The 24857-nt window shown below is 59.9% G+C and carries 20 protein-coding genes; 11 read left to right on the top strand and 9 right to left on the bottom strand.

The features are described from left to right. The first annotated feature begins 149 nt into the window (after nucleotides 1-149). The 9 genes from ACP7E4_RS12560 to ACP7E4_RS12520 all read left to right on the top strand — a co-directional run bounded on the left by ACP7E4_RS12560 (nucleotide 150) and on the right by ACP7E4_RS12520 (nucleotide 12796). Nucleotides 150-1109: an AAA family ATPase gene (locus ACP7E4_RS12560; RefSeq protein WP_020288806.1), complete on the top strand. Its 960-nt coding sequence runs from the start codon at nucleotides 150-152 to the stop codon at nucleotides 1107-1109. A gap of 4 nt (nucleotides 1110-1113) precedes the next feature. Further along, on the top strand, nucleotides 1114-2058 hold the full coding sequence (locus ACP7E4_RS12555) for a DUF58 domain-containing protein (protein ID WP_331149005.1): 945 nt from the start codon (nucleotides 1114-1116) through the stop codon (nucleotides 2056-2058). Beyond that, entirely contained in the window at nucleotides 2055-2549 is a 495-nt protein-coding gene (locus ACP7E4_RS12550; RefSeq protein ID WP_426114028.1) for a DUF4381 domain-containing protein, read from the top strand. The genes ACP7E4_RS12555 and ACP7E4_RS12550 overlap by 4 nt, the downstream gene beginning before the upstream one ends. Further along, nucleotides 2542-3612 (top strand): vWA domain-containing protein, encoded by a 1071-nt coding sequence (locus ACP7E4_RS12545; protein ID WP_426114026.1) that lies wholly within the window; start codon nucleotides 2542-2544, stop codon nucleotides 3610-3612. The genes ACP7E4_RS12550 and ACP7E4_RS12545 overlap by 8 nt, the downstream gene beginning before the upstream one ends. Beyond that, nucleotides 3609-5339 (top strand): VWA domain-containing protein, encoded by a 1731-nt coding sequence (locus ACP7E4_RS12540; RefSeq protein ID WP_426114024.1) that lies wholly within the window; start codon nucleotides 3609-3611, stop codon nucleotides 5337-5339. Before ACP7E4_RS12545 ends, ACP7E4_RS12540 begins: the two co-directional genes overlap by 4 nt. Further along, the gene (locus ACP7E4_RS12535) at nucleotides 5336-6997 is read left to right on the top strand and encodes a BatD family protein (protein WP_426114022.1); all 1662 of its coding nucleotides are present in this window, start codon (nucleotides 5336-5338) and stop codon (nucleotides 6995-6997) included. The genes ACP7E4_RS12540 and ACP7E4_RS12535 overlap by 4 nt, the downstream gene beginning before the upstream one ends. Before the next feature lie 317 nt (nucleotides 6998-7314). Further along, the gene (locus ACP7E4_RS12530) at nucleotides 7315-8559 is read left to right on the top strand and encodes an exonuclease SbcCD subunit D C-terminal domain-containing protein (RefSeq protein ID WP_426114020.1); all 1245 of its coding nucleotides are present in this window, start codon (nucleotides 7315-7317) and stop codon (nucleotides 8557-8559) included. Continuing rightward, nucleotides 8556-12200: an AAA family ATPase gene (locus ACP7E4_RS12525; protein WP_426114018.1), complete on the top strand. Its 3645-nt coding sequence runs from the start codon at nucleotides 8556-8558 to the stop codon at nucleotides 12198-12200. Before ACP7E4_RS12530 ends, ACP7E4_RS12525 begins: the two co-directional genes overlap by 4 nt. Continuing rightward, nucleotides 12200-12796: a glutathione S-transferase gene (locus ACP7E4_RS12520; RefSeq protein WP_426114284.1), complete on the top strand. Its 597-nt coding sequence runs from the start codon at nucleotides 12200-12202 to the stop codon at nucleotides 12794-12796. The genes ACP7E4_RS12525 and ACP7E4_RS12520 overlap by 1 nt, the downstream gene beginning before the upstream one ends. A 163-nt stretch (nucleotides 12797-12959) precedes the next feature. Here ACP7E4_RS12520 and ACP7E4_RS12515 read toward each other — a convergent pair whose 3' ends face one another. From ACP7E4_RS12515 to ACP7E4_RS12480, 8 genes are all read right to left on the bottom strand, one after another. Further along, nucleotides 12960-13163: a hypothetical protein gene (locus tag ACP7E4_RS12515; RefSeq protein WP_426114016.1), complete on the bottom strand. Its 204-nt coding sequence runs from the start codon at nucleotides 13161-13163 to the stop codon at nucleotides 12960-12962. Beyond that, nucleotides 13160-13333, bottom strand: coding sequence for a hypothetical protein (locus ACP7E4_RS12510; RefSeq protein WP_426114014.1), 174 nt, complete (start codon nucleotides 13331-13333; stop codon nucleotides 13160-13162). Before ACP7E4_RS12510 ends, ACP7E4_RS12515 begins: the two co-directional genes overlap by 4 nt. A 358-nt stretch (nucleotides 13334-13691) precedes the next feature. Beyond that, the gene (locus tag ACP7E4_RS12505; protein WP_065833428.1) at nucleotides 13692-13874 is read right to left on the bottom strand and encodes a hypothetical protein; all 183 of its coding nucleotides are present in this window, start codon (nucleotides 13872-13874) and stop codon (nucleotides 13692-13694) included. A 177-nt stretch (nucleotides 13875-14051) separates the two neighbouring features. Beyond that, the gene (locus tag ACP7E4_RS12500; protein WP_426114012.1) at nucleotides 14052-15221 is read right to left on the bottom strand and encodes a lactonase family protein; all 1170 of its coding nucleotides are present in this window, start codon (nucleotides 15219-15221) and stop codon (nucleotides 14052-14054) included. A gap of 80 nt (nucleotides 15222-15301) precedes the next feature. Next, the gene (locus ACP7E4_RS12495; protein ID WP_426114010.1) at nucleotides 15302-15598 is read right to left on the bottom strand and encodes a DUF5629 family protein; all 297 of its coding nucleotides are present in this window, start codon (nucleotides 15596-15598) and stop codon (nucleotides 15302-15304) included. Between the two features lie 52 nt (nucleotides 15599-15650). Next, nucleotides 15651-17009 (bottom strand): MFS transporter, encoded by a 1359-nt coding sequence (locus ACP7E4_RS12490; protein WP_426114008.1) that lies wholly within the window; start codon nucleotides 17007-17009, stop codon nucleotides 15651-15653. Between the two features lie 126 nt (nucleotides 17010-17135). After that, nucleotides 17136-18128 (bottom strand): AraD1 family protein, encoded by a 993-nt coding sequence (gene araD1, locus ACP7E4_RS12485; protein ID WP_426114006.1) that lies wholly within the window; start codon nucleotides 18126-18128, stop codon nucleotides 17136-17138. A 103-nt stretch (nucleotides 18129-18231) separates the two neighbouring features. Further along, the gene (locus tag ACP7E4_RS12480) at nucleotides 18232-19551 is read right to left on the bottom strand and encodes an MFS transporter (RefSeq protein ID WP_426114004.1); all 1320 of its coding nucleotides are present in this window, start codon (nucleotides 19549-19551) and stop codon (nucleotides 18232-18234) included. A 202-nt stretch (nucleotides 19552-19753) separates the two neighbouring features. On the opposite strand from ACP7E4_RS12480, the gene ACP7E4_RS12475 reads away from it, so the two are divergent. Next, the gene (locus tag ACP7E4_RS12475) at nucleotides 19754-21496 is read left to right on the top strand and encodes an IlvD/Edd family dehydratase (RefSeq protein ID WP_426114002.1); all 1743 of its coding nucleotides are present in this window, start codon (nucleotides 19754-19756) and stop codon (nucleotides 21494-21496) included. Between the two features lie 176 nt (nucleotides 21497-21672). Next, a complete protein-coding gene (locus ACP7E4_RS12470; protein WP_426114000.1) occupies nucleotides 21673-22395 on the top strand; it encodes a FadR/GntR family transcriptional regulator in 723 nt (240 codons plus the stop codon). 50 nt (nucleotides 22396-22445) lie between these two features. On the opposite strand, the gene ACP7E4_RS12465 is transcribed toward ACP7E4_RS12470, so the two are convergent. Then, nucleotides 22446-24839, bottom strand: coding sequence for an efflux RND transporter permease subunit (locus ACP7E4_RS12465; protein ID WP_426113998.1), 2394 nt, complete (start codon nucleotides 24837-24839; stop codon nucleotides 22446-22448). Between the last annotated feature and the right edge of the window lie 18 nt (nucleotides 24840-24857).

Genomic DNA, 24857 nt, shown 5'->3' with positions numbered 1-24857 from the left:
GGACAATTCAGATCTACTCGTAAGCTTCTGCCCGGAATACCAGAAAAAACCCGTAGCCGTTAGTCGGAACACCCCTCTATGGATTAAAGTAACGCCCCCAGCTTCGGTGTCACCTGACGCCGCTGATTACCTGCCAGGAACAGTCATCGATGGAACATCGTGAAGCGCTGATTGCGCTGCGAACATTTCTTTCTACGCAGATTCTCGGCCAGGAAAAACTGATCGAACGCTTGTTGATCGCCCTGCTCGCCGACGGCCACATGCTGGTCGAAGGTGCGCCCGGTCTGGCCAAGACCAAAGCGATCAAGGAACTGGCTGAAGGCATCGAAGCGCAATTCCATCGCATCCAGTTCACCCCTGACCTGCTGCCTGCCGACATCACCGGGACCGAGATCTATCGTCCGGAAACGGGCAGCTTCGTCTTCCAACAGGGGCCGATCTTCCACAATCTGGTGCTGGCTGACGAAATCAACCGAGCACCGGCCAAGGTTCAGTCGGCCCTGCTCGAAGCCATGGCCGAGCGACAAGTCAGCGTCGGTCGCAGCACTTACGAGCTGTCCCCGCTGTTCCTGGTGATGGCGACCCAGAACCCGATTGAACAGGAAGGCACTTACCCGCTGCCGGAAGCACAGCTCGACCGGTTCCTGATGCACGTCAAGATCGGCTTCCCGGACGCTGCTGTCGAACGCAAGATTCTGCAGCAGGCCCGTGGCGAAGCGCTCAATGGTGAAACCAAACCCGAGCGCCGGGTCAGCCAGCAGGCGATTTTTGCTGCCCGCAAGGAAATCCTCAACCTCTACATGGCCGATGCGGTAGAGGAATATCTGGTGCAACTGGTCATGGCCACGCGCACGCCGGGCAAGTTCGATCCGGAAATGGCCGAGTGGATATCCTATGGCGCCAGCCCGCGCGGCTCCATTGCCCTGGATCGCTGCTCACGGGCCCACGCGTGGCTGGCCGGACGCGACTTCGTCAGCCCGGAAGATATTCAGGCGGTGCTGTTCGATGTCCTGCGTCACCGGATCATCCTGTCCTTCGAAGCAGAAGCGGCCGGCATCGATCAGGACCGGGTCATCCAGCGCATCCTTGATGTCGTGGCAGTCGCGTGACGCCATGCAACCCTATCTGATCCCGCAGCCAGGCATTCGCGTCAGCCTCGCCGAACTGATCGAAATGCGCCATCGCGTTCGCGAAGTGCAACTGTTCTCCACGCCGAGTCGGCGCAGCCCGCTGATCGGCCTGCATCACTCCAAGCTGCGCGGCCGTGGCGTCGATTTCGATCAGGTCCGGGTTTATCAGGCCGGCGATGACGTGCGCAGCATCGACTGGCGCGTCACGGCCCGCACCCAGGAACCGCACACCAAGCTGTTCCATGAGGAACGCGAGCGGCCGATTTTTATCCTGGTCGAGCAAAGTCGCCGCTTGTTCTTCGGTTCCGGCCTGATGTTTAAATCGGTGCTGGCAGCCCAGGCTGCGGCGCTGATTGGCTGGGCGGCGCTGATCCACAATGATCGGGTTGGCGGGTTGGTGTTCGGTGACAACGAGCATTACGAAATCAAACCACGGCGCAGCAAGCAAAGTCTGTTGCAGCTGCTCAACCGTCTGGTGCGGATCAATCAATCGCTGCACACCGAAATCGCCGCCGACCGGGACGCGTTCGGTATCGCCTTGCGTCGCGCGCGGGAGGTATTACGTCCGGGCAGTCTGGTCGTCGTGCTGTGCGATGAACGCGCACTCTCGGACGCCGCCGAACAACAGCTGAGCCTGTTGTCACGGCATTGTGATCTGCTGCTGCTGCCTTTGTCCGACCCACTGGATCACGCACTGCCCGCAGCGGGCCTGCTGCGTTTCGCCGAACGCGGCGCGCAACTGGAGCTGGATACTCTCGATCCGCAACTGCGTCAGACCTACCGAGCGCAAGGCGAAGAACGTGCCGCGCGCTGGGAATTGCTCGCGCAGAAACTCCGGGTGTTGCTGATGCCTTTGAGCACGCAACGGGAGATGGTGGAACAACTGCGCGAATACCTGAACGCCCAGCGTCCGGTAAAACACAAATGAACCCGCTGGATCACCTTCAGCCGCTGATAGCGCCACAAGCCATCGGCTTCTGGCCCCCTGCGCCAGGTTGGTGGCTGCTGCTGTTGTTGATCCCGATTGCGGGCTGGGGACTGTGGCGCGTGCGGCATGTGATTCCGGTCAAAGCCGGTATCCGCCGCGCAGAGCAACCACTGGACCCGGTGCGGATTGCCGCGCTGGTGGAATTGGCACAGATGCCCAAACCGTACGACGGCGCTCCGGCCGGAGCCTGGTTGCAGCAAATCAACGGCCTACTCAAACGTCTTTGCCGCAATCACTATCCCTACAGCCAGAGCCACACGTTGAACGGCCGCAAATGGCTGGCTTTCCTGGATAACCGTTGCCCGGCTGCCGGCCTGACACGCTGGATGGTGCTGGTCGAAGGCGCGTACAAACCGGAATGCAAACTGGACGACAAGGCCATTTCCGGCCTGACCCAGGCGGTTGAAACCTGGATTCGCAAACATGTTTGAGTTCGCCTGGCCGTGGGTCTTCGCCCTGCTGCCCCTGCCCTGGGTGATGCGCATACTGCTGCCTGCGGCCGACAGCGGCGAGGCGGCACTGAAAGTCAGTTTCCTCACTGATCTGGAAGGTCTGGTGGGCCGTCGCGCCAAGGCCAACCTGCCAGCATGGCGCCAGCAGTTGCCGTTCATTCTGTTGTGGCTGCTGCTGTTGATCGCCGCCGCACGCCCACAATGGCTGGGTGAACCGCTGCCGGTCGCGTCCAGCGGTCGGGATTTGCTGGTGGCGGTAGATGTGTCCGGTTCCATGGACTACCCCGACATGCAATGGAAAGCAGACGAAGTCAGCCGACTGGTACTGGTCCAGCATCTGTTGGGGGATTTTCTTGAAGGCCGCCAGGGCGATCGGGTCGGGCTGATCCTGTTCGGCAGCCAGGCGTTCGTCCAGGCGCCGCTGACCTTTGATAGGCACACCGTGCGTGTCTGGCTGGATGAAGCGCGAATCGGCATTGCAGGTAAAAACACGGCCATTGGCGATGCCATTGGCCTGGCCCTCAAGCGCTTGCGGCTGCGTCCGGCACAAAGCCGGATTCTGGTGCTGGTTACCGATGGCGCCAACAACGGCGGCCAGATCGATCCGGTGACTGCCGCCCGACTGGCCGCCGAAGAAGGCGTGAAAATTTACCCGATTGGTATTGGCGCCGACCCGGAAAAAGCCGGTTCGCTGGGCATGCTCGGGCTCAATCCAAGCCTGGATCTGGACGAACCGACCCTCAAGCAAATCGCCGAAATCAGCGGCGGCCAGTATTTCCGGGCCCGCGACGGTGATCAGCTGGAGAGGATCCGCAAAAGTCTCGACGCGCTGGAACCGGTCGCGCAACAACCGACCCAGGCGCGCCCGGCGCTGGCGCTTTATCAGTGGCCGCTGGCTGGCGCCATGTTGCTGAGCCTGATCCTGGTCATACATGAGCGTTGGCCGAACAATCCGCTGCAACGCCTGCTCAACCGGCAACGCTTCATGCGCGACGACCGCCAATGGCGCGAGCGAATCAAGCGCCTGGGGAGGCGCACATGATCAGCCTCTGGCCGCACTGGTTTCGTCCCTGGTGGCTGCTGTTATTGCCGCTGCTGATCTGGCTGTTCTGGCGGCTCTGGCATCGTCAGAAACGCGCCGGGCGCTGGCAGATGATCTTGCCGGTGGCGTTCCATTCGGTGCTGCTCAATGGTGGCAAGGGTCGCGACAATAAAACCCCGTGGATTTTCCTCGGGGTGGCGTGGATGCTGGCTTTGCTCGCCTTGCTCGGCCCTGGCTGGCAGCGCGTGGAACAATTCAGCCAGAAACCGGTAGACCCACTGGTGATATTACTGGAGGTCACTCCGGAAATGCTCGCCACTGACAGCCCGCCAACCCGGCTGGAGCAGGCCAAACGCAAACTGCAGGATCTGTTGCAGGCGCGCAGCGATTCGCAAACCGCCATCATTGTCTACGCGGGCAGCGCCCACACGCTGGTGCCCCTGTCGGACGATCTGGCCACCATCCGCAACCTTCTGGATGCGGTCAAACCGTCGATCATGCCGCAGGCCGGGCACCGCGCAGACCTCGCCATGCATCAGGCATTGGGCTTGCTCAAGCAAGCAGCGCTGGGCCGTGGGCGAATCCTGCTGATCGGTTCGTCGTTGAGCGAACAGGAGCGCCAGGGGATTCGTCAGGCATTGGTAGGCCAGAGTCCGCCGCTGTTGATCCTGGGTGTCGGTACAGCCGAAGGTGCGCCGGTACTTCAGGAAAAAGGCGGGTTGCTCAAGGACCGTCAGGGAGCAATTTTGCTGCCGCGTCTGGACAGCGCCAGCCTGACGGACTTCGCTGGCCAGCTCGGCGGCCAATACCGGCAAGTGCGCATGGATGACAACGACCTGCGCGAGCTTGGCTTGCTCGATGGGCCAAAAGCCCTGCGCAGCGACGGGCAACTGATCCAGCTGGACAGCTGGGCCGACCAGGGACACTGGTTTCTGCTGCCGCTGCTCTTGCTGGCTGCCTGCGCGGGTCGGCGCGGCTGGTTGCTGTGCCTGCCGCTGCTGATGCTGCTGCCGCAGAACAGCTATGCGTTCGACTTTCAGGACTTGTGGTTACGTCCCGATCAGCAGGGCCAGCGGTTGCTGGAGCAGCATCGTCCTGCCGAAGCTGCCAGGCAGTTCGAAAACCCGCAATGGAAAGGCATTGCGCTTTACGAAGCAGGTGACTATGCCAGTGCCGCCCAGCGCTTCGCTGAAGGTAATAGTGCGGCTGACCACTACAATCGCGGCAACGCGCTGGCGCGCAGCGGCGAACTGGAGGCAGCGCTGGACGCCTACGAACAAGCGCTGGAGCGGCAGCCGGAGCTGCAAGCAGCAGTGAAGAACAAGGCGCTGGTCGAACAGATCCTTGAGCAGAGCAAGCAACCCAAAGCAGCGGAACCCGCCGAGACCAAGCCCAGCGACGGTGACGACGACGGCGACAACGCCCAAAGCCAGACGGCGACCGAGCAACAGTCTCAAGACAAGGACAAGGAGCCCACCGAGCCCGGTGAGGAAAACAGTCCCGGTACTGCTCCCCCGCCGCGTAATGGCGGCAATCCGGCGCCCGGCTCGCCTCTGGACGATAACGAAACCACTCAACCGCCGATCCGCCCTGCGGACCGCCCGATGGATGGCGAACGTCGGCAAGCGCTGGAGCAATGGCTGCGCCAGATTCCGGATGATCCAGGGGAATTGCTGCGCCGCAAATTCTGGTACCAACAGCAACAGCGTCAGGAAAAAACCCGATGAGTCGCGTGTACACCTTATTGATCAGCCTGCTGCTCTGTCTGGTCGCACTGCCCAACCAGGCGGCGGAATTGACCGCGAGCGTGGATCGCGCACGGCTCAATTCCGGGGAAACCGTCGAACTGACCCTGGAAACCAGCGACGTCACCCAATTCGGCAAACCTGACCTCAGCTCTCTGGAGCGCGACTTCGACGTGCGCGGTACGCGCCAGGTCAATCGCCTCAATACGCTGGACGGCGGCAATCAGGCGACCACGCGCTGGATCATCACCTTGCTGCCCAGGCAAACCGGATCGGTGATCATTCCGGCGCTGGAGCTGGGGGAGCTGAAGAGCGAGCCGATCACCCTGCAGGTGATCCAGAGCAACGAACAGGATCAGTCCGGCAAACTGGCGCCGGTATTCTTCGACGCCAGCCTCGATCAGGACAGCGTTTACGTGCAGGCGCAGGCGGTGCTGAACCTGCGCATCTATCACTCGGTTGCGCTGTTCGACGACAGCAACCTCACGCCCCTTGAAGTGCCGGATGCGCGCATCGAAAAACTCGGCGAATCCAAGACCTACGAGAAACTCATCAACGGCATCCGGCATGGCGTGATCGAGATGCGTTATGCGATTTATCCACAGCACAGCGGCACCCTGGTGATTCCGCCGCAAGTATTCAACGCTACCCTGGTCCAGCCCGCCTCGGAAAACACCCAAAGCAACGATCCGGTCAATCCGTTCGGCCCGCAGCCGGGCAAGGTGATGCGGGTCAATTCGGCACCGCTGCCGCTGACGGTGAAGGCCAAGCCTGCCGACTATCCGGCCGATGCGCCCTGGCTGCCGGCCCGCAGTGTCAATCTGAGCGAAAGCTGGAGCCCGGAACCGGGACACAGCCAGGTGGGTGAATCCTTGACGCGGATCCTGACGCTCAAGGTCGAGGGCCTATCCAGCGCTCAACTGCCGCCATTGCCGGCCACCGACCTCAGCAGCCTGCGGCGCTATCCCGACCAGCCGCAGCTGGCCAATCTGGCCAGCGAGCGCGGCATCATCGGCACGCGTGAGGAACGCGAAGCACTGGTGCCGAACCGGGTCGGCGCCATCGAACTGCCCGCCGTCGATATTGTCTGGTGGAACACCCGCGAAGATCACCTGGAACATACCTCACTGGCCGCCCGCACCTTACAGATCAGCAGCAACCCAAGCCTGGAAGTGGACACGCCGGTAAATAATGATTTGGGCGGCGTCACAGTGATCGGCCCGCCGGTCTGGCCATGGCAGATGAGTACATTGTTTTTTGCCTTTACCACGCTGATCGGGGTAATTCTCTGGTGGCGGGCGCGCTGGCAACCGGCGGTGGCGCGGGTCGCCCAGGCCGGGCCGAGTCCGCGCACAGTGCTGGATGATCTCAAACGCGCCAGCCTGGCCAACGACCCACATGCGACCCGTCAGGCGCTGGACGCCTGGGCGCGTCAGCAACCGGAAACCCTGGCTGACATGGCGGCACGTTTTGTCCCGCTGTCCGACGCCCTCGATGGTCTGAACGGCGCGCTGTACAGTGAGACCGGCCAACTGTGGCTGGGCGAAGACCTGTGGCGCGCGATCCGCACGCTGCCTGCCTCGGAACATGTTCCGGATGCAGCGACGGACCAGAGTCTGCCGCCGTTGTATCCCAAGTAGAAGGTTTTGCGGAATTGAACGCTGTTGGAGATTCTATGTCCGAGGGCAACCGCCAGGCGCCAGACGTATTGTCTGAACCGACGTCTTCCCGGCTAAAGCCGGTTCCACTGTGGGACCGGCTTTAGCCGGGAAGACGGCATTCCAGTAGACGCATATGCATCGGCTGTACGTGCAGATCCGTTGGAGGCTTGCCCGCGAATCAAGCGCCTCGGTAGACCAGGCCCACCGCGCTACAGTTCTTCGCGGGCAAGCCTCGCCAACGAATATTTGCGCATCGCCAAGCCTCACGACACACAATTTTGAATTGAGAAAAACACATGCGACTGTTCCACACCTCCGACTGGCACCTTGGCCAGAACCTTCATGGCCAGGAGCGGGACTTTGAACACGCCAGCTTCCTGACCTGGCTGCTGGCCCGTCTGGCCGAGCGTCAGCCTGATGTGCTGCTGATTGCCGGGGACATTTTTGACACGGTCAATCCGCCGATCAAAGCCCAGGAGCGACTCTACGACTTCATCGTCAATGCTCACGAGCAGCAGCCGAAGCTGACCATCGTGATGATCGCTGGCAACCATGATTCGGGTTCGCGCATCGAATTGCCCGCGCCGCTCATGCGCCGTCTGCGCACTCACGCGCTTGGCCGGGTGTTGTGGCTCGATGACGGCACGCTGGATGTCGAACGCCTGCTGTTGCCGCTGCCCGATGCCAACGGCGAGATCGGCGTCTGGTGCCTCGCCCTGCCCTTTCTGCGTCCGGCTGAAGTCACCGGCGCGACTCTGGGCGACAACTATTTACGCGGCATCGGCCGGGTCCATGAACTGCTGATCGAAGCCGCCAATCTCAAGCGCCAGCCGGGCCAGGCCCTGATTGCCATCAGTCATGCGCACATGGCCGGTGGCTCAGTCTCGGAAGACTCCGAGCGCAGCCTGATCATCGGCAACGCCGAAGCCCTGCCCGCCAGTCTGTTCGGCCCGAGCATCACCTATGTCGCCCTCGGCCACTTGCACAAACCGCAACGGGTCAATGGCGAAGAACGTATTCGCTACAGCGGATCGCCCATTCCGCTGTCATTTTCGGAAATCGGCTACGCACACCAGATCCTGGAAATCACCTGCGAAGGCGACCAGCTGCGCAGCGTCGAAACCCTGCTGATTCCTCGCGCAGTCAATCTGCAACGGATCGGCCCTGCTCCGTTCGCCGAATTGCTGGTGCAACTCAAGGATTTGCCGGACATCGATCTGCTGGCTGATATCGAACGCCAGCCGTGGCTGGAAGTCCGCGTACGCCTGGATGAGCCGCAACCGGATTTGCGCAACCAGATCGAAGGCGCCCTGCAAGGCAAGGCCGTGCGTCTGGTGCGCATTGCCGCCGAATATGCCGGCAACGGCCGTGGCGACGGCAGCGATGACGGTGAAGGCCTGATCGAACTCGATCAGCTCAACCCGCTGGAACTGTTCAGCCGAGCCTGGCAGGAAAATTACGGCAGCGAGGTCGATGAGCAAACCCTGACCGATTTCGCCACGCTGTTGCAGGAAGTCCAGCTGGAGAGCGAACAACCATGAAAATTCTCGCCATCCGCCTGAAGAATCTTGCCTCCCTGGCTGGCCCTTTTGAACTGGATTTCACCGCCGAACCCCTGGCCAGCGCCGGGCTGTTCGCTATTACCGGCCCCACCGGCGCGGGCAAAAGCACCTTGCTTGATGCCTTGTGCCTGGCGTTGTTTGGCGCCATTCCGCGCCTGAGCAACATTGGCCAATCGAAAGTGCCGGAAATCGACGGCGACATCAGCACCAACGATCCGCGCACCCTGTTGCGACGCGGAACCGGCAGCGGCTTTGCCGAAGTGGATTTCGTCGGCATCGACAACCGTCGTTATCGCGCCCGTTGGGAAACCAATCGCGCGCGGGATAACGCCAGCAAGAAACTCCAGGCCAGTCGCCAGACGCTCACCGATCTGGACAGCGAGCAAATCCTCAGCAGCCAGAACAAGACCGAATACAAAACCCTGCTCGAAGCTCGCCTCGGTCTCAACTTCGAGCAGTTCACCCGGGCGGTCATGCTGGCCCAGAGCGAGTTCAGCGCCTTTCTCAAGGCCGACGACCGGGAACGCAGCGAGCTGCTGGAAAAACTCACCGACACCGCAATCTACAGCCAGTTGGGGCGACGCGCCTTCAGCAAGAGCCAGGAAGCGAAAAAGGCCCACGACGATCTTCAGGCCTTGGCTACTGGTGTCACACCCATGGCGGCGGAAGATCGCGTCGAGCTGGATCAGCGTTTCGAATCAGCCCAACTGACGCTCAAGACCCAGCAAAGCGAACTGCGCCAGCTTGAACTGCAACAGCAATGGCACAAGCTCCTGCTGCAACTTCAGCAAGAACAGCAAAGCGCCGCCGAACAGTTGCAACAGGCGCAACTGCATTGGCAAAGCCAGAGCGGCGAACGGCTAAATCTGGCCCGCCTGGAACAACTGGCGCCGCAGCGTCACCAGTTCCTGCGGCAAACCGAATTGACTGCTCAACTCAGTCCGTTGGCCAGCCAGATCCAGCAACAGATCAGCCAGCAGAGCGAACTGCATACTCGACAAAGCCAATTGCAACAGACGTGCGTCGAAGCGCAGGCCGCGTCGCTCAACTCGCAACAGCAGCACAGCGATGCCGCGCCGCTGCTGCGTCAGGCCTTTGACATCCAGAGCAATGTGGCCCGATTGGCGGACGACTTGCGCCAGGCCGATGAGCACAGGCAACAGGCCGAGCACAGCTACGCCCAAGGGCAAAGCGCCTTGCAAAGCCTGCTTGAGCAACAGGCCCGGGTTGCCGAGCGTCTGCAACGGATTGCCGGGCAGCTGGAACTCAGCCAGGCGCTGGCCCCTCTTGGCGAAGCCTGGAATGCTTATCGCGATCGCTTGAAACAACTGATGCAGATCGGCGCGCGCCTCAAACAAGGCCAGACCGAACTGCCGAGCCTGGAACAGCGCGCCAATGCTGCCAACCAGCAAGCCGGCGAATTGCGCAGCGCATTGGATCTGCTGTATCGCGAAGCGGGCGCTGAAGCCGAAGCGGTGGGCGAGCAGATTCAGATCCTTGGCAGCCTGCTGCAAGACAATCGCAAACAGCAGCGGGCCCTCGAAGAACTGACGCGGCTCTGGACCAGCCAGCAGGAACTCGACAGCCGCGCGCTGGAGCTGACGGACAAACAGCAACAGGTCCAGCTTCAGCGCGAACAACTCAATCGCGAAGGTCTGCAAGCCAAAAACCAGCTGCAAGTCGCCGAGCAAACCCTCACCGTGACCCGCCAGCTACTGGAACGCCAGCGCCTGGCCCGCAGCGCCAGTGTCGAAGAACTGCGTTTACAGTTGCAGGATGACCAGCCGTGTCCGGTGTGCGGCAGCAACGAGCATCCGTGGCATGAGCCGCAAGTTTTGCTGCAAAGCCTCACCCAGCATGACGAAAACGAAGAGAACAACGCGCAAAAAGCGGTGGATGCCCTCAAGGAAACGCTGGCCGAGTTGCGCACCACGGTGGGCGGACTGATTGCCCAGCAGAAGGAATTCCTGCACCAACAGGAACAACTCGCCACCCGCCAGCAAGCACTCGCACCCGCGTTTGAAGCGCATCCGCTGGGCACACGCTTGCTGGAGCAGGACGCCGCCAAACGCGATGCCTGGTTGAACCAGCAACTGACGCAATTGACGCAAAACATCACTCAGGACGAACAGCGCCAGGACGCCTTGCTCACCCTGCAAAAAGAGGCTGCGCGCCTGCAACAGCAACTCTTGAGCGCTAACGAAGCCAGTCAGGCCGCCACGCAACAACTGGCCGAACAGCAGCGCGCGCTGAACAGCGACCGCGAACGTCTCGAAGAAGAGCTGACCGCCTTCGCGCCGCTGCTAAGCGCCGAGCAGCTCGACGGCCTGCGCCACGATGCCGCTACCACGGTCATGCATCTGGACCAGCAGGTCACCCAGCGCCTCGAGCAACTGGAACAACAACGCGATGAACAAGTAGAACAACGGGAACGCCAGCAGAAGATCGAACTGGAACAGTCCCAGCAGCAAACCCGTACCCGGCAGTTGAGCGAACTGCAACAACGTTGCACCGTGCTTGGCGACCAACAGACCGCCGGCCAGCAAGCCCTGGCGCAATTGCTTGGCGAGCACGCCAAGGCCGAGCAATGGCAGCAACAACTGGAATCCGCAGTGGAACAGTCGCGGCACGCCGAAAACGCGGCGAGTCAGGCATTGCAGGAGGTCAGCAGCCAGTTGATTCAGCTGGCCGCCGAACTTCAGGCGCGCCAGGAACGCTTGCGCGGCATGCAGCAGGAAAGCGCCGAACTGAACGCGCGAATTGCCGAGTGGCGCAGCCGTCATAGCGAACTGGATGACAGCGGTCTGCAACAGTTGCTCAGCGTTGACGATGAGCAGGTCAGCGAACTGCGCGGCCAACTGCAAGCCAGCGAAAAAGCCGTCGAGCAGTTCAAGGTATTGCTGCAGGAGCGCGAACAGCGCTTGCACAGCCATCAGGCGCAGCAACCTGGCAGCATCGACGCCGAACATCTGCAAAATGCAGCGGCTGAGCTACACGGATTGATCGCCGCAAGTGAACAACTGTGCGCCGACTTGCGCGCCCGGCAAGCCGACGACCAGCGTCGCCAGGACGCCAATCAGGCGCTGGCGCAGCGGATCAGCCAGGCCTATGACGAATGGCAACGCTGGGCGCGGCTCAATGCGTTGATCGGCTCGGCCACCGGCGACACCTTCCGCAAGATTGCCCAGGCCTACAACCTCGACCTGCTGGTGCATCACGCCAACGCACAACTCAAGCAACTGGTGCGTCGCTATCGGCTCAAACGTGGCGGCAGCATGCTGGGTCTGTTGGTGATGGACACGGAAATGGGCGACGAACTGCGCTCGGTGCATTCGTTGTCCGGTGGCGAAACCTTCCTGGTTTCCCTGGCCTTGGCGTTGGGCCTGGCCTCGATGGCTTCCAGCACACTGAAAATCGAATCGCTGTTCATCGATGAAGGCTTCGGCAGCCTCGATCCGGAATCCCTGCAACTGGCCATGGATGCGCTGGACGGGCTTCAGGCTCAAGGCCGCAAGGTGGGCGTTATTTCCCACGTTCAGGAAATGCACGAACGAATACCGGTGCAGATCCAGGTTCGTCGTCAAGGCAATGGCTTGAGCACTATCGAGGTCAGCAGTTGATTCCGGTTCTGTATTCGTTTCGACGTTGCCCGTATGCCATGCGTGCGCGCATGGCCGTGCGCTATGCCGGCTGCGAGGTGCGCATTCAGGAAGTCAGCCTCAAGGCCAAGCCGCCGCAAATGCTGGAGCGCTCACCGAAAGGAACGGTGCCGGTCCTGATCCTTGATGACCGGGTGCTGGAACAGAGCCTGGATATCATGCATTGGGCGCTGGCGCAGAACGATCCGGACAACTGGTTGATGATCAATGACGGTGATGCTCGGCGGCAGATTCAGGCGCTCATCGAAGAGAACGATCAGGTGTTCAAAGTGCATCTGGACCGCTATAAATATTTTGTCCGCCACCCTGAATATCCTCAGCAACATTACCGCCAGTTGGCTGAAGGGTTTCTGCAACAACTGGAAGACCGGCTGCAACAGCGGGACTTTCTGGTGGGCAGTCATCTGACGTTGGCGGATATCGCCCTGGCGCCTTTTATCCGGCAATTCAGCGCTGTGGATCCCGACTGGTTTGCCAACAGTGATTACCCGAAGTTGCGTGGCTGGTTGCAGCGGTTTATCGCGTCGGCGTTGTTCAAGGCGGTGATGGTTAAGTAAAACTATCGAGTGGGCGTTGGGGCCGCCTCACGAATAAATTCACACATTTTCGAAATCGGCACGATCTGGTGGGACCGGATTTATCCGGGAAGACGTCGGTTCAGTCAGCGAGATAGTTGAAGCCTGTCCCGCCCCCCTCGCGAATAAATTCGCTCCTACAGGCTTAAATCAGGTCGCCCACCCTTTCCGGCCGATTCCCCGCCACCATGTTCTGTGCCCTGGACCGTTCAATGGCGTGGGCGATCTCGTGTCGGCATTCGATACTGCGCGCTAATCCGCCCACCGAGCCTTGGCCAACGCCCAGCAATGAACCGCCATTGATCAATACCGCGAGCCCGGCCGTTACCCATAACTTCCCGCCACTCACGACGCACGCTCTTGCGCATTAGTCGCCGTACGCTCAACCAGGGTTTGCGCCGAGGGCGTTGTAAGTTGTGGATTCATGCTGGTAACAGTGACCACGGCGATGAAGACAACATAAAGCGAAATGGCGATATAAGCGCCTTGTTTGATTGAATTAAGAATGGCAGTGGCCATGGGTGTAACTCCGTGATGTGTTTCCAGGCCGACAGGATCGTGGAAAAGCGCACTATTTAAAAACGATGGCTGGGCATAGCGGTTATCAGGTCGGTTGATAATGGGCAGACAAACATCGAAGCAAAAAAAACCCCGCGACCTTTACAGGCGCGGGCCAAGGGGAAGTCATCTGACGCTTTCGCGAGCAGGCTCACTGGCAGAATTTGCAGGGTCTGATACGCAATGATCAGTGGGCGCAAAAACCTGGGTAAGCGAACATGCTCGCGAAAGCGGCGGTAACATAAAACTTTGACTGCGAATCCATTCCCCGGTATTGAACCGTTCATTAACGGGGAATGGATTCACTTGTTAACCAAGTTCATTGTTGAGTCTTGTGATCCAGTGCTGCATAGAACTTGGCGCTTTGTTGCAGATACTTGGGAGAGTAGGTCTGGGTAGAGTGAGCTTTTTTGTCGGCAACTTCGACACTGGCGTGGGCTGGCAGCGCAACAGTGGCAGAGATGGCGGACGCGGCGATGATGGAGAAGATATTGAAGTTCATGGCGGTAACCCTCGGATGTTCTGTGGAAGCTTCGTTTCAAGTCTTGACCGTCTTGGCCGTGACTCAAACTTACCCCCGAGGGCCGATCATTCGAAATGTTTTGTAGCACTAGCTCATATCAGCCGGATTAATACATACGCCAGCCCGCGCATTTGGCGGGCTGGCGCCGATCCACAGCTACTTGCGCGTCAGGAAACGGAAGTCCGAAGGCGAATCGAAGTCGACCTTTTGCACGGTCTCGCCGAGCAATCCGGTTTTCGGATCGACCTTGACGGTGACGATCTGATTGCTTTTCTGGTTGGCGATCAGCATGAAGTGGCCGCTGGGGTCAAAACTGAACTCCCGGGGCTCGGTGCCTTCCACGGAACGGCGCTGAATTTCCTTGAGTTGGCCTTTGCCGTCGATGGCAAATACCAGCAACTGGTTGGCCTCGCCGCGATTGGCCACGTACAGGAACTTGCCGTCCGCCGAAGTGTGCAAGCCGCCCCCGCCGACTTTCTGCTGCACGCCTTTATTCTTCAGGTCCACCCGTTGCGTCTGCTTGAACGCACCGTCGTGGTAATCGAACACCGCAACCTGGGCAACCATTTCCAGAGTCAGCCAGGCGTGCTTGCCGTCCTTGCTGAACAACAGATGCCGAGGACCACTGCCCGGCGCCAGCACTACGGTCGGATGTTTGGCGGGCTGTAACGGCTGGGTTTTCTGGCCGTCGTAGCTGAACACGAATAGCTTGTCGGCGCCCAGATCGCTGGCCACCAGATACTTGCCGTCCGGCGTTGGAACCGCTGAGTGCACGTGGGAAGAGGCCTGGCGTTCCGCGTTGACCTTGCTGGCGCCGTGATTGTTGCTGACTTGCGCAACATCAGACAGCTTGCCGTCCTTGCCGACGGGAATCACCGCCAGAGCGCCACCCGGATCGGGATGCACCGCGTAGTTGGAGACAAACAGGAAACGCTCATCCGGGCTCAGGCTCGAATGGGTCGGCTCGTCGCCACGGCTGACCACTTGATTGATCAGGGTTATATCATGGGTCTTGGGGTCAATGGCAAAACTGCTGACCTTGCCCACCACATCGCTGCCGCCGGGGCCGTTTTCGTAAACCGCAAACAGATGACGCTGATCTTTGGACAGCGTCAGCCAGGACGGATTTTCACTCTTGATCACTTGCAGCGGCTTGGCGTCGAGCTTGCCGGTCTGGCTGTCGAAACGATAACGGTAGATACCTTCGCTGGCACCCTGGGTATATGAACCAATCAGTACATCGTAGTCGGTCATGCTTTGAGCCTGTAGCGGCAGAGCGCTCATTGCGCTGACCAGCGTCAGCAACGGCAGGAGTTTACGAGTCATGGGCATATCTCTTGTGGATTGTTATCGGGCGCCATCGACGCGGGAATCACCTCTATGACACTGCCTGCCCCGGATTGGTTTTATACGGATCCGTCCTCTTCAAGCTCGTCCACGTCATTGCTCGGAGTGAACGCATCCAGGCATTTCAAGCTGTGATCGCTGGTGCCGTCGTTGATCGTCCAGCTTTGCAGCGCTGCGTCGAACGTCGCCGCATGAATCTGCTCAAGACTGAAACGCCAGGTCTTGCGCTCGCGACCGTCCATGCATTCCAGAGTCAGGAAGTCGCCGAGGAAGAAATCCCAGGCGTGCAGGCCGTCGATTTCCAGCATGGTCGCGGTCTTCAGGGATTCGTGCAGGGTGGCAGGAGCGTCGGTCATTTCATTCGCCTTCATGAAAAAGGCGAATGATAGGCCAAAATGCCCTGCTCGGTCAGGCCGGGGCTTGTGCCGGTGATGCAATCGGCTTGTCGTGAATGGTCTCACGCACGTAATAGCGATTCGGTATGCCCCAGATAATCAGCGCCGTGGCCAGCACGCAGACGGCGCACAGCACATACAGCGCAGGCGTGGCGACACCGGTCAGGTCCTTGATCCGGCCGACCATGAACGGCGCAATGATCCCGCCGAGCTGACCAATGGAGTTGATCAGCGCGATGCCCGCAGCCGCCGCCAGTCCGCTGAGAAAGCGCGGCGGAATGGTCCAGAAGATCGGCATCCAGGCGATGATTCCGGTCATGATCATGGTCATGCCGACCATCAATGGCACCAGCTGCCCAGGGAAACTGGCGCAGACCAGATAACCTGCGGCGGTCAGTGAAGCGCAACCGGCCATGTGCCAGCGTCGCTCGCCATGCCGGTCCGAGCTGGCACCGATCAGCAGATTGCCGACGACGGCGCCCAGATACGGGATCACGGTCAATAGCCCGATGTTCATCGTATCGGCCACGCCAGCGGTCTTGATCAACTGCGGCATCCAGAACAGCAGGCCGGTCAGCGCCATCACCAGGCACAGATAAATCACCGACATCACGTAAGTGGTCGGGTGTTTCCAGATGTCCTTGAAGGTCTGCGGAATCTCCGGCTGCACTTCCTTGGCCATCCGCGCCAACAAGACTTTCTTCTCCCGGTCATTCAACCACGGCGCATCCTCGATCCGGTCGCAGACGAACCAGAACACCACGATGCCGAGCAGCACCGAAGGAATGCCCTCAAGCAGGAACAACCAGCGCCAGCCGGGCATGCCCAGCACGCCATCGAAATGGCCAAGAATCAATCCGGCAATCGGACCGCCGACAATACCGCACAGGCAGATCGAACTCTTGAAGTAGGAATTGACCCGCGCCCGACGATTACCCGGATACCACTGGGTAAAGAAATACAGCACTCCGGGAACGAAGCCAGCTTCCATCACGCCGATCAGAAACCGCAAGGTGTAGAACCAGAATTCGTTCTGCACGAACATCATGCAGGCCGAGGTAATGCCCCAGGTCACCATGATCCGCGCAATCCACACTCGCGCACCGATCTTGTGCAGCAGCATGTTGCTGGGCACTTCGAACAGGAAATAACCGACGAAAAACAGGCTGGCGCCGAGGCCGTAAACCGTTTCGCTGAAACCCAGATCGCTCTGCATTTGCAACTTGGCGAAACTGATGTTGACCCGATCCAGATAAGCGAACAGGAAACAGGCGATGAACAACGGGATGATCCGCCAGTTCACCTTGCGATAAATCCGGTCCTCGAAAGCGTCCTCGTCGAAGCCTTCGACGGGCACAGTAGTGTTGGTCATGTGCACACCTCGTTATTTTTATTGGTGTCGTAGAACATGTGGGAGCCAACTTGTTGGCGAGACGCTGGGTCTGCGTACACAGCAATAGCGCCTCGCGAACAAGTTCGCTCCTACCTCGGCCGCGTGTTAAAGCTTGCCAATTCCCCCCGGCTGAAACGCGGTTTCACTGGTGGCTATGCCGTTGACCAGTGGTTTACCGAATTCGGCCTGGCTGATTTCGAACTGGTCGCCCGGCTGGGTACGAATGCCATCGGCGAACGATAGGGTCGCGGTGCCGAAGAAATGCACATGCACATCGCCTGGACGCAGGAACTGGGCGTATTTGAAGTGGTGGTATTCGAGGTTTTCCAGGCTGTGGCACATGTTGGCCTCGCCGCTGAGGAACTCTTTCTCCCAGAGCACGGCGCCGTCACGAATGACCCGACTGGTGCCGGCCAGATTCTGCGGCAGTTCGCCCACACGCAGTTCAGGTCCGAACGAGCAGGCGCGCAGCTTGGAATGCGCCAGATACAGGTAGTTTCTGCGCTCCATGATGTGATCGGAGTATTCGTTGCCGATGGCAAAACCCAGCCGATAAGGCTTGCCGTCGTTGCCGATCACGTACAGCCCGCTCAGCTCGGGCTCTTCGCCGCCATCTTCGGCAAACGGTGGCAATGGAAAAGCCGCGCCAGGACGCACGACAATGCCGCCATCACCTTTATAGAACCACTCAGGTTGCACACCTGCCTGACCTGCCTCGGGTTTACCGCCCTCCACGCCCCATTTGAAGATGCGCATGGTGTCAGTCATCGACGCTTCGTCGCCCGCCTGCTGGTGCATCTTGTCCCGCGCCGCAGCGCTGCCCAGATGCGTCAGGCCGGTACCGCTGACCAGCAAGTGCGCAGGATCGGGATGATCCAGCGGCGGCAGGATGCGCTGCTCGGTGAGCAGTTGCGCATAATCGTGGCTGTCACCGAGGCCCTGGCTGTCGACCTGCCGAGCCAGATCGATGCCCGCATCAATGGCTGACAACGCCAGTTCGCGCACGCTTTGTGCGCCTTGCACTTCACGGATCAGATCGCCGTCCACCAGACCGACACGACGCTGGCCGTTGCTCAACTCAAATTGCACGAGGTTCATTGGGATCTCCTTTCATACAGTACGGACTGTGGGAGCGAGCTTGCTCGCGAAAACGCCAGCACATTCACCGCCTTCGCGAGCAAGCTCGCTCCCACAAAACAGATCAGGCTTGGCGGCTGCGCGCACTCGCCGCGAAATCGGTGGCGGGCAAGACGTGTTTGCGCTCCAGCAGGCGATACACCACGCCGGTCAGCACCAGGCCGAAGACCATCACGCCAGACAGGAAATACAGCCCGGACGCGAGATTGCCGGTGTATTCCTTGAGCGCGCCGATCACGAACGGACCGATGTAGCCGCCCAGGTTGCCCACCGAGTTGATCAAGGCAATCCCGGCGGCGGCGCTGGCACCGGCAAAAAAACGTCCCGGCAAGGTCCAGAATACGGCGGTGCAGGAAAACAGCGAGAAGGCCACCAGGCACAAAGCCGCCAGTTGCGCGACCGGAATGGCCAGCCAGGCACTGAGGAACAGGCCGATGGCGCCCAGCACATAAAGCACGGCCAGATGTCCGTAACGGTCATTGAGACGGTCGGAACTGCGCGGCACGATCAACAGGCCGACGATGCCGAAAATGTACGGCACTGAAGACACGAAGCCGGTCACCAGATCGGTGCCGCCGAACTGTTTGATCAGCGTCGGCAACCACAGGCCCAGACCATAGATGCTCAAGGTCACTGGCAGATAGAACAGCGCCAGCAGCAACACGCGCTTGTCTTTCAAGGCATGCAGCGGATTGCCGTGGCGGGTCTGGCCGTATTCTTCGAGGTCTTTTTTCAGTTCGCCGGTGAGCCAGTCCTTCTCGGCCTGGTCCATCCATTTGACTTGTTTCGGACCGTCCGGCAACCAGCGCAGGACCGGCCAGGTGAGCAGAATCGCTGGCGTGCCAATCACGATGAACAGCCACTGCCAGCCGTGCAGGCCGAGTACGCCGTCCATGCCCAAAAGACCACCGGACACGGGGCCGGTGATCATCATGGCGATAGGTTGGGAGAGGATGAACAAACCAAGGATCTTGCCGCGATGGCGAACCGGGAACCACTGGGTGATGTAGTACAGCACGCCAGGGAAGAAGCCGGCTTCCGCCGCACCGAGCAGGAAACGCATGACATAAAAGCTGTGCGCGCCCTGAACGAACGCCATGCCGATGGTGATTGCGCCCCAGGTGATCATGATCCGGGCGAACCAGCGCCGCGCGCCAAAGCGCTCAAGCATCAGATTGCTGGGGATTTCCAGGAGGAAATAGCCGATGAAGAACAGACCCGCACCCAGGCCATAAGCCGCATCACCGATGCCGATGTCCGCGCTCATGTGCAGCTTGGCGAAGCCGACGGCGGAGCGGTCAACGTAAGCAATCAGGTAGAGCAGGATCAGAAAGGGGATCAGTTTCAGGGTGATGCGACGAATAAGCCTGAGTTCCTGGCTCATGAAAGCGGTCTCCAATTGTTTTTGTTATGGAACCTCTGGGGCCGCCTCTGGCTTTGAGCGTGAGCTTTTGCCAGGGTCATTCCCTCATTGAAAACCGACTATATAGTATTACTATTTAGCTCACAACTCTTCCAATGGAGCGAATTTGCGCTTACTTTAACCGTCATAAACGCCATTAAGTCTTACAATAAGAGAGCCGATCATGTCTGATTCCGATAAAAAACCCACCCTGCGTTCTGCCCAATGGTTTGGTACCGCCGACAAGAACGGCTTTATGTACCGCAGCTGGATGAAGAATCAGGGCATCGCCGATCATCAATTTCAGGGCAAGCCGATTATCGGCATCTGCAACACCTGGTCCGAGCTGACGCCCTGCAACGCGCACTTCCGGCAGATCGCCGAACACGTCAAGCGCGGCGTGATCGAGGCCGGTGGCTGGCCGGTGGAATTCCCGGTGTTCTCCAACGGCGAATCCAACCTGCGCCCCACCGCGATGTTCACCCGCAACCTGACCAGCATGGACGTCGAAGAAGCGATTCGCGGCAATCCCATTGATGGCGTGGTGTTGCTCACCGGTTGCGACAAGACCACTCCGGCGTTGCTGATGGGCGCGGCCAGTTGTGACGTGCCAGCCATCGTCGTCACCGGCGGTCCGATGCTCAACGGCAAGCACAAAGGCAAGGACATCGGCTCCGGCACCGTGGTCTGGCAAATGCACGAAGCCTATAAGGGCGGGCAGATTACCCTCGACGATTTCCTCGCGGCGGAAGGCGACATGTCGCGCTCGGCAGGCACCTGCAACACCATGGGCACCGCATCGACCATGGCCTGCATGGCTGAAGCACTGGGCACTTCCCTGCCCCACAACGCTGCGATCCCGGCCGTGGATTCGCGTCGTTATGTGCTGGCGCATATGTCGGGTATGCGCGCGGTGGAGATGGTCCGCGAAGACTTGCGCCTGTCGAAGATTCTTACTAAAGAGGCGTTCGAAAACGCGATTCGCGTCAACGCGGCCATCGGCGGTTCAACCAACGCCGTGATCCACCTCAAAGCCATTGCCGGGCGCATTGGCGTGGACCTGGAGCTGGACGACTGGACACGCATCGGCCGTGGCATGCCGACCATCGTCGACTTGCAGCCGTCCGGGCGTTTCCTGATGGAAGAGTTTTACTACGCAGGCGGCTTGCCCGCCGTGCTGCGCCGCATGGATGAGGCCAAGCTGTTGCCCAACCCTGACGCGTTGACGGTCAACGGCAAATCCATCCGCGAAAACACCAAAAACGCACCGATCTACGGCGAAGACGAAGTGATCCGCGCCCTGGACAACCCGATCCGCGCCGATGGCGGCATCTGCGTGCTGCGCGGCAACCTCGCACCATTGGGCGCAGTGCTCAAGCCGTCCGCTGCCACCGCATCATTAATGCAGCATCGTGGCCGCGCCGTGGTCTTCGAGAACTTCGACATGTACAAGGCGCGGATCAACGATCCCGATCTGGACATCGACGCCAACTCGGTGATGGTCATGAAAAACTGCGGGCCCAAGGGTTACCCAGGCATGGCCGAGGTCGGCAACATGGGCCTGCCCGCCAAGCTGCTCGCCCAAGGCGTGACTGACATGGTGCGGATTTCCGATGCACGCATGAGCGGCACCGCCTACGGCACGGTGGTTTTGCACGTGGCGCCGGAAGCGGCTGCGGGCGGACCGCTGGCCGTGGTGCAGGAAGGTGACTGGATCGAACTCGATTGCGCGACGGGTCGCCTGCATCTGGATATCTCCGACGCCGAACTGGCCGCACGCCTCGCGGACTGGCAAGCCCCGCCAAAACTGTTGGTCGGTGGTTATCGTGAGTTGTATGTCGAGCACGTGTTGCAGGCCGACCAGGGTTGCGATTTCGACTTCCTGGTCGGTTGCCGTGGGGCCGAGGTGCCGCGTCATTCGCACTAGTTGACAGCTGTTGGAGCGAGGCTTGCCCGCGAAGAACGATCACGCGGTGCATTTGACTTACCGAGCATTGCCGCCATTCGTGGGCCAGCCTCGCTCCAACGGGCGCCATCTCCTTCAAGCTCGCCGCCAATGCTATGATGCGCCGCATTCATCGCTCAGGATCGACTTGCGTTCCCATGGATTACCGAAAGCCTTCCGACCGTAAAAGCATGCACGCCCGCATCGTCCAGGAACTTGGCATGCAGATCGTCTCCGGGCGTTTCAAGCCTGACGAAAAGCTGCCCGCAGAAGCCTTGCTGTGCGAAGAATATGCGGTCAGTCGGCCGGTCCTGCGTGAGGTAACTCGCGTCCTGGTCGCCAAGGGCCTGGTCTATTCCCGCCCGCGCGTAGGCACTGTCGTTAAGGCACGTAAGGAATGGCACTTGCTTGATCCAGACGTGCTGCATTGGGTCATGCAGAGCACCCCGCAAAACGAGTTCTTCAACCTGCTCACCAGTGTTCGTGCGGTGATCGAGCCGGCCGTTGCCGCGCTGGCCGCCCAGTACGCAACCGATGAAGAAATCGCCTCCATCGACGAAGCCTACCAACGCATGGAAGCCGCGCCGACGCCGGAAGCGTTGCTACAGCCAGACCTCGACTTTCACAGCCGCATCGCCGACGCCACCCACAACGACTTGCTTTCGCACCTGTGCAACATGCTGTCGCTGGCGTTGCGTGAAGCCCTCAAGCATTCCAATCGACGGCCCAATCTGCACGAGCTGGCGCTGCCGCGTCACAAGGCAATCCTCACCGCTATCCAGAATCGCGACGCCCTCGGCGCCCGCCATGCGACGCTGGTGCAGCTCGACGATGCCAGAAATGCGTTGAGTGTGGTGCTGGGGCAGGGTTCGGGGGGCTAGCCCGTGACACAAATCCCGTGGGAGCGAGGAATGAGGTATTTAATGCTCCTTCAATGGGAAAACAACGAATTTCCCACCTTGCCCGCCATCTTCTCCGGCTTGATCAGGAACCGTGCCAGTGCCGGCAATAACCACAACGCGCCGAACATGTTCCACAGCAGCATGAAGGTCAGCATCAGGCCCATGTCCGCCTGGAACTTGATCGCCGAGAAAATCCAGGTGCACACGCCGATGGCCAGGCACAGGCCGGTGAACAACACCGCCTTGCCGGTGGACTTCAAGGTTTCGTAATAGGCTTCCTGCAACGGCAAGCCGGCGCGCAGGAAGCTTTCCAGGCGACTGTAGACATAAATGCCGTAATCGACGCCAATCCCCACGCCCAAAGCAATCACCGGCAAGGTCGCGACCTTTACCCCGATGCCCATGAACGCCATCAAGGCGTTACCCAGCACTGACGTCAGCACCAACGGCAAGACGATACACAAGGTCGCCGCCCAGGAGCGGAAGGTGATCATGCACATGGTCGCGACGCAGATGTAGACCAGGATGAGGATGGTCATCTCGGTCTGTTTGATCACTTCGTTGGTGGCTGCTTCGATACCGGCGTTCCCCGCTGCGAGCAGGAATTCCAGGCCTTCGCGGTTATTTTCCTTGGCGAAATCCTGCACCGCATGCACGGCCCGATCCAGAGTTTCGGCCTTGTGATCGTTGAGGAAAATCAGCAACGGTGCCAGCGAGCAATCGTTGTTGTACAAGCCGTCGGCCCGGGCGATGGAGCTGTTGAGCACGTCCTTGTTGCGCGACAGGGATTCCCATTTCAGGTTGCCCTCGTTCATGCCCTTGATCATTTGCCTGGACACGGTCACCAGGGAAATCGCCGATTGCACGCCCGGCGTATTCTCCATTTTCCAGGTCAATTCATTAATGGCCGACATCGTCGGATAGGCTGAGCAGCCTTCGCGTGGCGTCTTGACCATGACCACCAACACGTCGGAACTGGTGGAGTAGTTGTTGATGATGAAACTGTTGTCCTTGTTGTAACGCGAATCCGGGCGCAATTCCGGCGCTCCCTGATCAAGGTCACCGATCTTCAGGTTCTGGCTGTACCAAAGCCCGCCGCCAAAGGCCAGCAACGCCAGCGCGACAGACACCGGCGCGATTTTGGCGCTGGCGAAGTTCGACAGCAAGCGCCAGAACGGGTGCTCACAGACTGAGTCCTTCTTGCTGCGGCTGACCGCTTTTTTGCTGATACCAACGTAGGAAATTGCCACGGGCAACAGAATCAGGTTGGTGAACACGATCACCGCAACACCAATCGACGCGCCAATCGCCAGCTCGCGGATCACGCCAATGTCGATGATCAGCAGCGTGATGAAACCCACCGCATCGGCCAGAATCGCGATCATCCCCGGCAGGAACAATTGGCGAAAGGTCCGCCGCGCCGCCGTCAGGGCGTTCTCGGCGTCGCTGGATTGCAGGGCAATACCGTTGATCTTCTGCACGCCATGGGAAATACCGATAGCGAAAATCAGGAATGGCACCAGCATCGAATAAGGGTCCAGCCCGAATCCCACCACATGCATCAGGCCCAACTGCCAGACCACGGCAATCAACGTCGTGCTCAATACCGCAATCGTGCTGCGGATACAGCGGGTAAACCAGATCAGCAGCACCAGGGTAATCAGGAACGCCACGCCAAAGAACAGCACCACCATCAGCAGGCCATCAATCAGATCGCCGACTTTCTTGGCGAAACCGACAATGTGAATCTTGATGTTGGGGTTTTGCGCCTGGTACTTGTCGCGAATCTTTTCTTCCAGTTGATGGGAGAACTGCTGATAGTCCAGTTTGACCAGCTTGCCCTGGTCTTGCGGATCCGGGTAGGACTCCAGCAGCGGCACATCGACGATGCTCGATTTGAAGTCGTTGGACACCAGTCGGCCGACCTGACCGGACTTGAGCACGTTGTTACGCAGAAGATCCAGGCTGTCATCCGAACCGTTATAGCTCTGCGGGATCACCTCGCCGCCGGCGAAGCCCTCCTCGGTGACTTCGGTCCAGCGCACGCTCGGGCTCCACAACGACTTGAGCCCGGAACGGTCGACGCCGGGGATATAAAACACCTCGTCGTTGATTTCGCGCAGGGTTTCCATGTACTGCCTGGAGAAGATGTCGCCATCCACAGCTTCGACAGAAATCCGCACCGTATTGCCCAGGTTGGCCAGGTCGTTGCGGTGCTCCATCATTTTCTGAATGAATGGATGTTCCAGCGGGATCATCTTTTCGAAACTGGTGGAGGGGCGGACCAGCGTGGCCTGCCAGAACAGAAAGGCGCTGACCAGCAGGCAAATGACGATCACTGCCGGCCGATTGTTGAAAATCAGCCGTTCAAGAAGCGTGGCCTTGTCGTTGTTGTGCTGCTGAGTCTGGTGAAGATTACTCATGCCGGATGTCCCGCCTTG

The sequence above is a fragment of the Pseudomonas sp. DSP3-2-3 genome, assembly GCF_049898225.1.
In the GTDB taxonomy this organism is placed as follows: Bacteria; Pseudomonadota; Gammaproteobacteria; order Pseudomonadales; family Pseudomonadaceae; genus Aquipseudomonas.
The sequence above is the reverse complement of the archived record's forward strand: the minus strand, read 5'-3'. Positions and strand labels throughout refer to the sequence as shown.

What these genes read in the sequence shown, in the direction of transcription:
- ACP7E4_RS12535 (WP_426114022.1), top strand. Translation starts at nt 5,336, where the DNA reads ATGAGTCGCGTGTACACCTTATTGATCAGCCTGCTGCTCTGTCTGGTC.
- ACP7E4_RS12495 (WP_426114010.1), bottom strand. Translation starts at nt 15,598, where the DNA reads ATGACCGACGCTCCTGCCACCCTGCACGAATCCCTGAAGACCGCGACC.
- ACP7E4_RS12540 (WP_426114024.1), top strand. Translation starts at nt 3,609, where the DNA reads ATGATCAGCCTCTGGCCGCACTGGTTTCGTCCCTGGTGGCTGCTGTTA.
- ACP7E4_RS12510 (WP_426114014.1), bottom strand. Translation starts at nt 13,333, where the DNA reads ATGGCCACTGCCATTCTTAATTCAATCAAACAAGGCGCTTATATCGCC.
- araD1 (WP_426114006.1), bottom strand. Translation starts at nt 18,128, where the DNA reads ATGAACCTCGTGCAATTTGAGTTGAGCAACGGCCAGCGTCGTGTCGGT.
- ACP7E4_RS12560 (WP_020288806.1), top strand. Translation starts at nt 150, where the DNA reads ATGGAACATCGTGAAGCGCTGATTGCGCTGCGAACATTTCTTTCTACG.
- ACP7E4_RS12530 (WP_426114020.1), top strand. Translation starts at nt 7,315, where the DNA reads ATGCGACTGTTCCACACCTCCGACTGGCACCTTGGCCAGAACCTTCAT.
- ACP7E4_RS12545 (WP_426114026.1), top strand. Translation starts at nt 2,542, where the DNA reads ATGTTTGAGTTCGCCTGGCCGTGGGTCTTCGCCCTGCTGCCCCTGCCC.
- ACP7E4_RS12505 (WP_065833428.1), bottom strand. Translation starts at nt 13,874, where the DNA reads ATGAACTTCAATATCTTCTCCATCATCGCCGCGTCCGCCATCTCTGCC.
- ACP7E4_RS12525 (WP_426114018.1), top strand. Translation starts at nt 8,556, where the DNA reads ATGAAAATTCTCGCCATCCGCCTGAAGAATCTTGCCTCCCTGGCTGGC.
- ACP7E4_RS12465 (WP_426113998.1), bottom strand. Translation starts at nt 24,839, where the DNA reads ATGAGTAATCTTCACCAGACTCAGCAGCACAACAACGACAAGGCCACG.
- ACP7E4_RS12480 (WP_426114004.1), bottom strand. Translation starts at nt 19,551, where the DNA reads ATGAGCCAGGAACTCAGGCTTATTCGTCGCATCACCCTGAAACTGATC.
- ACP7E4_RS12550 (WP_426114028.1), top strand. Translation starts at nt 2,055, where the DNA reads ATGAACCCGCTGGATCACCTTCAGCCGCTGATAGCGCCACAAGCCATC.
- ACP7E4_RS12475 (WP_426114002.1), top strand. Translation starts at nt 19,754, where the DNA reads ATGTCTGATTCCGATAAAAAACCCACCCTGCGTTCTGCCCAATGGTTT.
- ACP7E4_RS12490 (WP_426114008.1), bottom strand. Translation starts at nt 17,009, where the DNA reads ATGACCAACACTACTGTGCCCGTCGAAGGCTTCGACGAGGACGCTTTC.
- ACP7E4_RS12555 (WP_331149005.1), top strand. Translation starts at nt 1,114, where the DNA reads ATGCAACCCTATCTGATCCCGCAGCCAGGCATTCGCGTCAGCCTCGCC.
- ACP7E4_RS12500 (WP_426114012.1), bottom strand. Translation starts at nt 15,221, where the DNA reads ATGACTCGTAAACTCCTGCCGTTGCTGACGCTGGTCAGCGCAATGAGC.
- ACP7E4_RS12470 (WP_426114000.1), top strand. Translation starts at nt 21,673, where the DNA reads ATGGATTACCGAAAGCCTTCCGACCGTAAAAGCATGCACGCCCGCATC.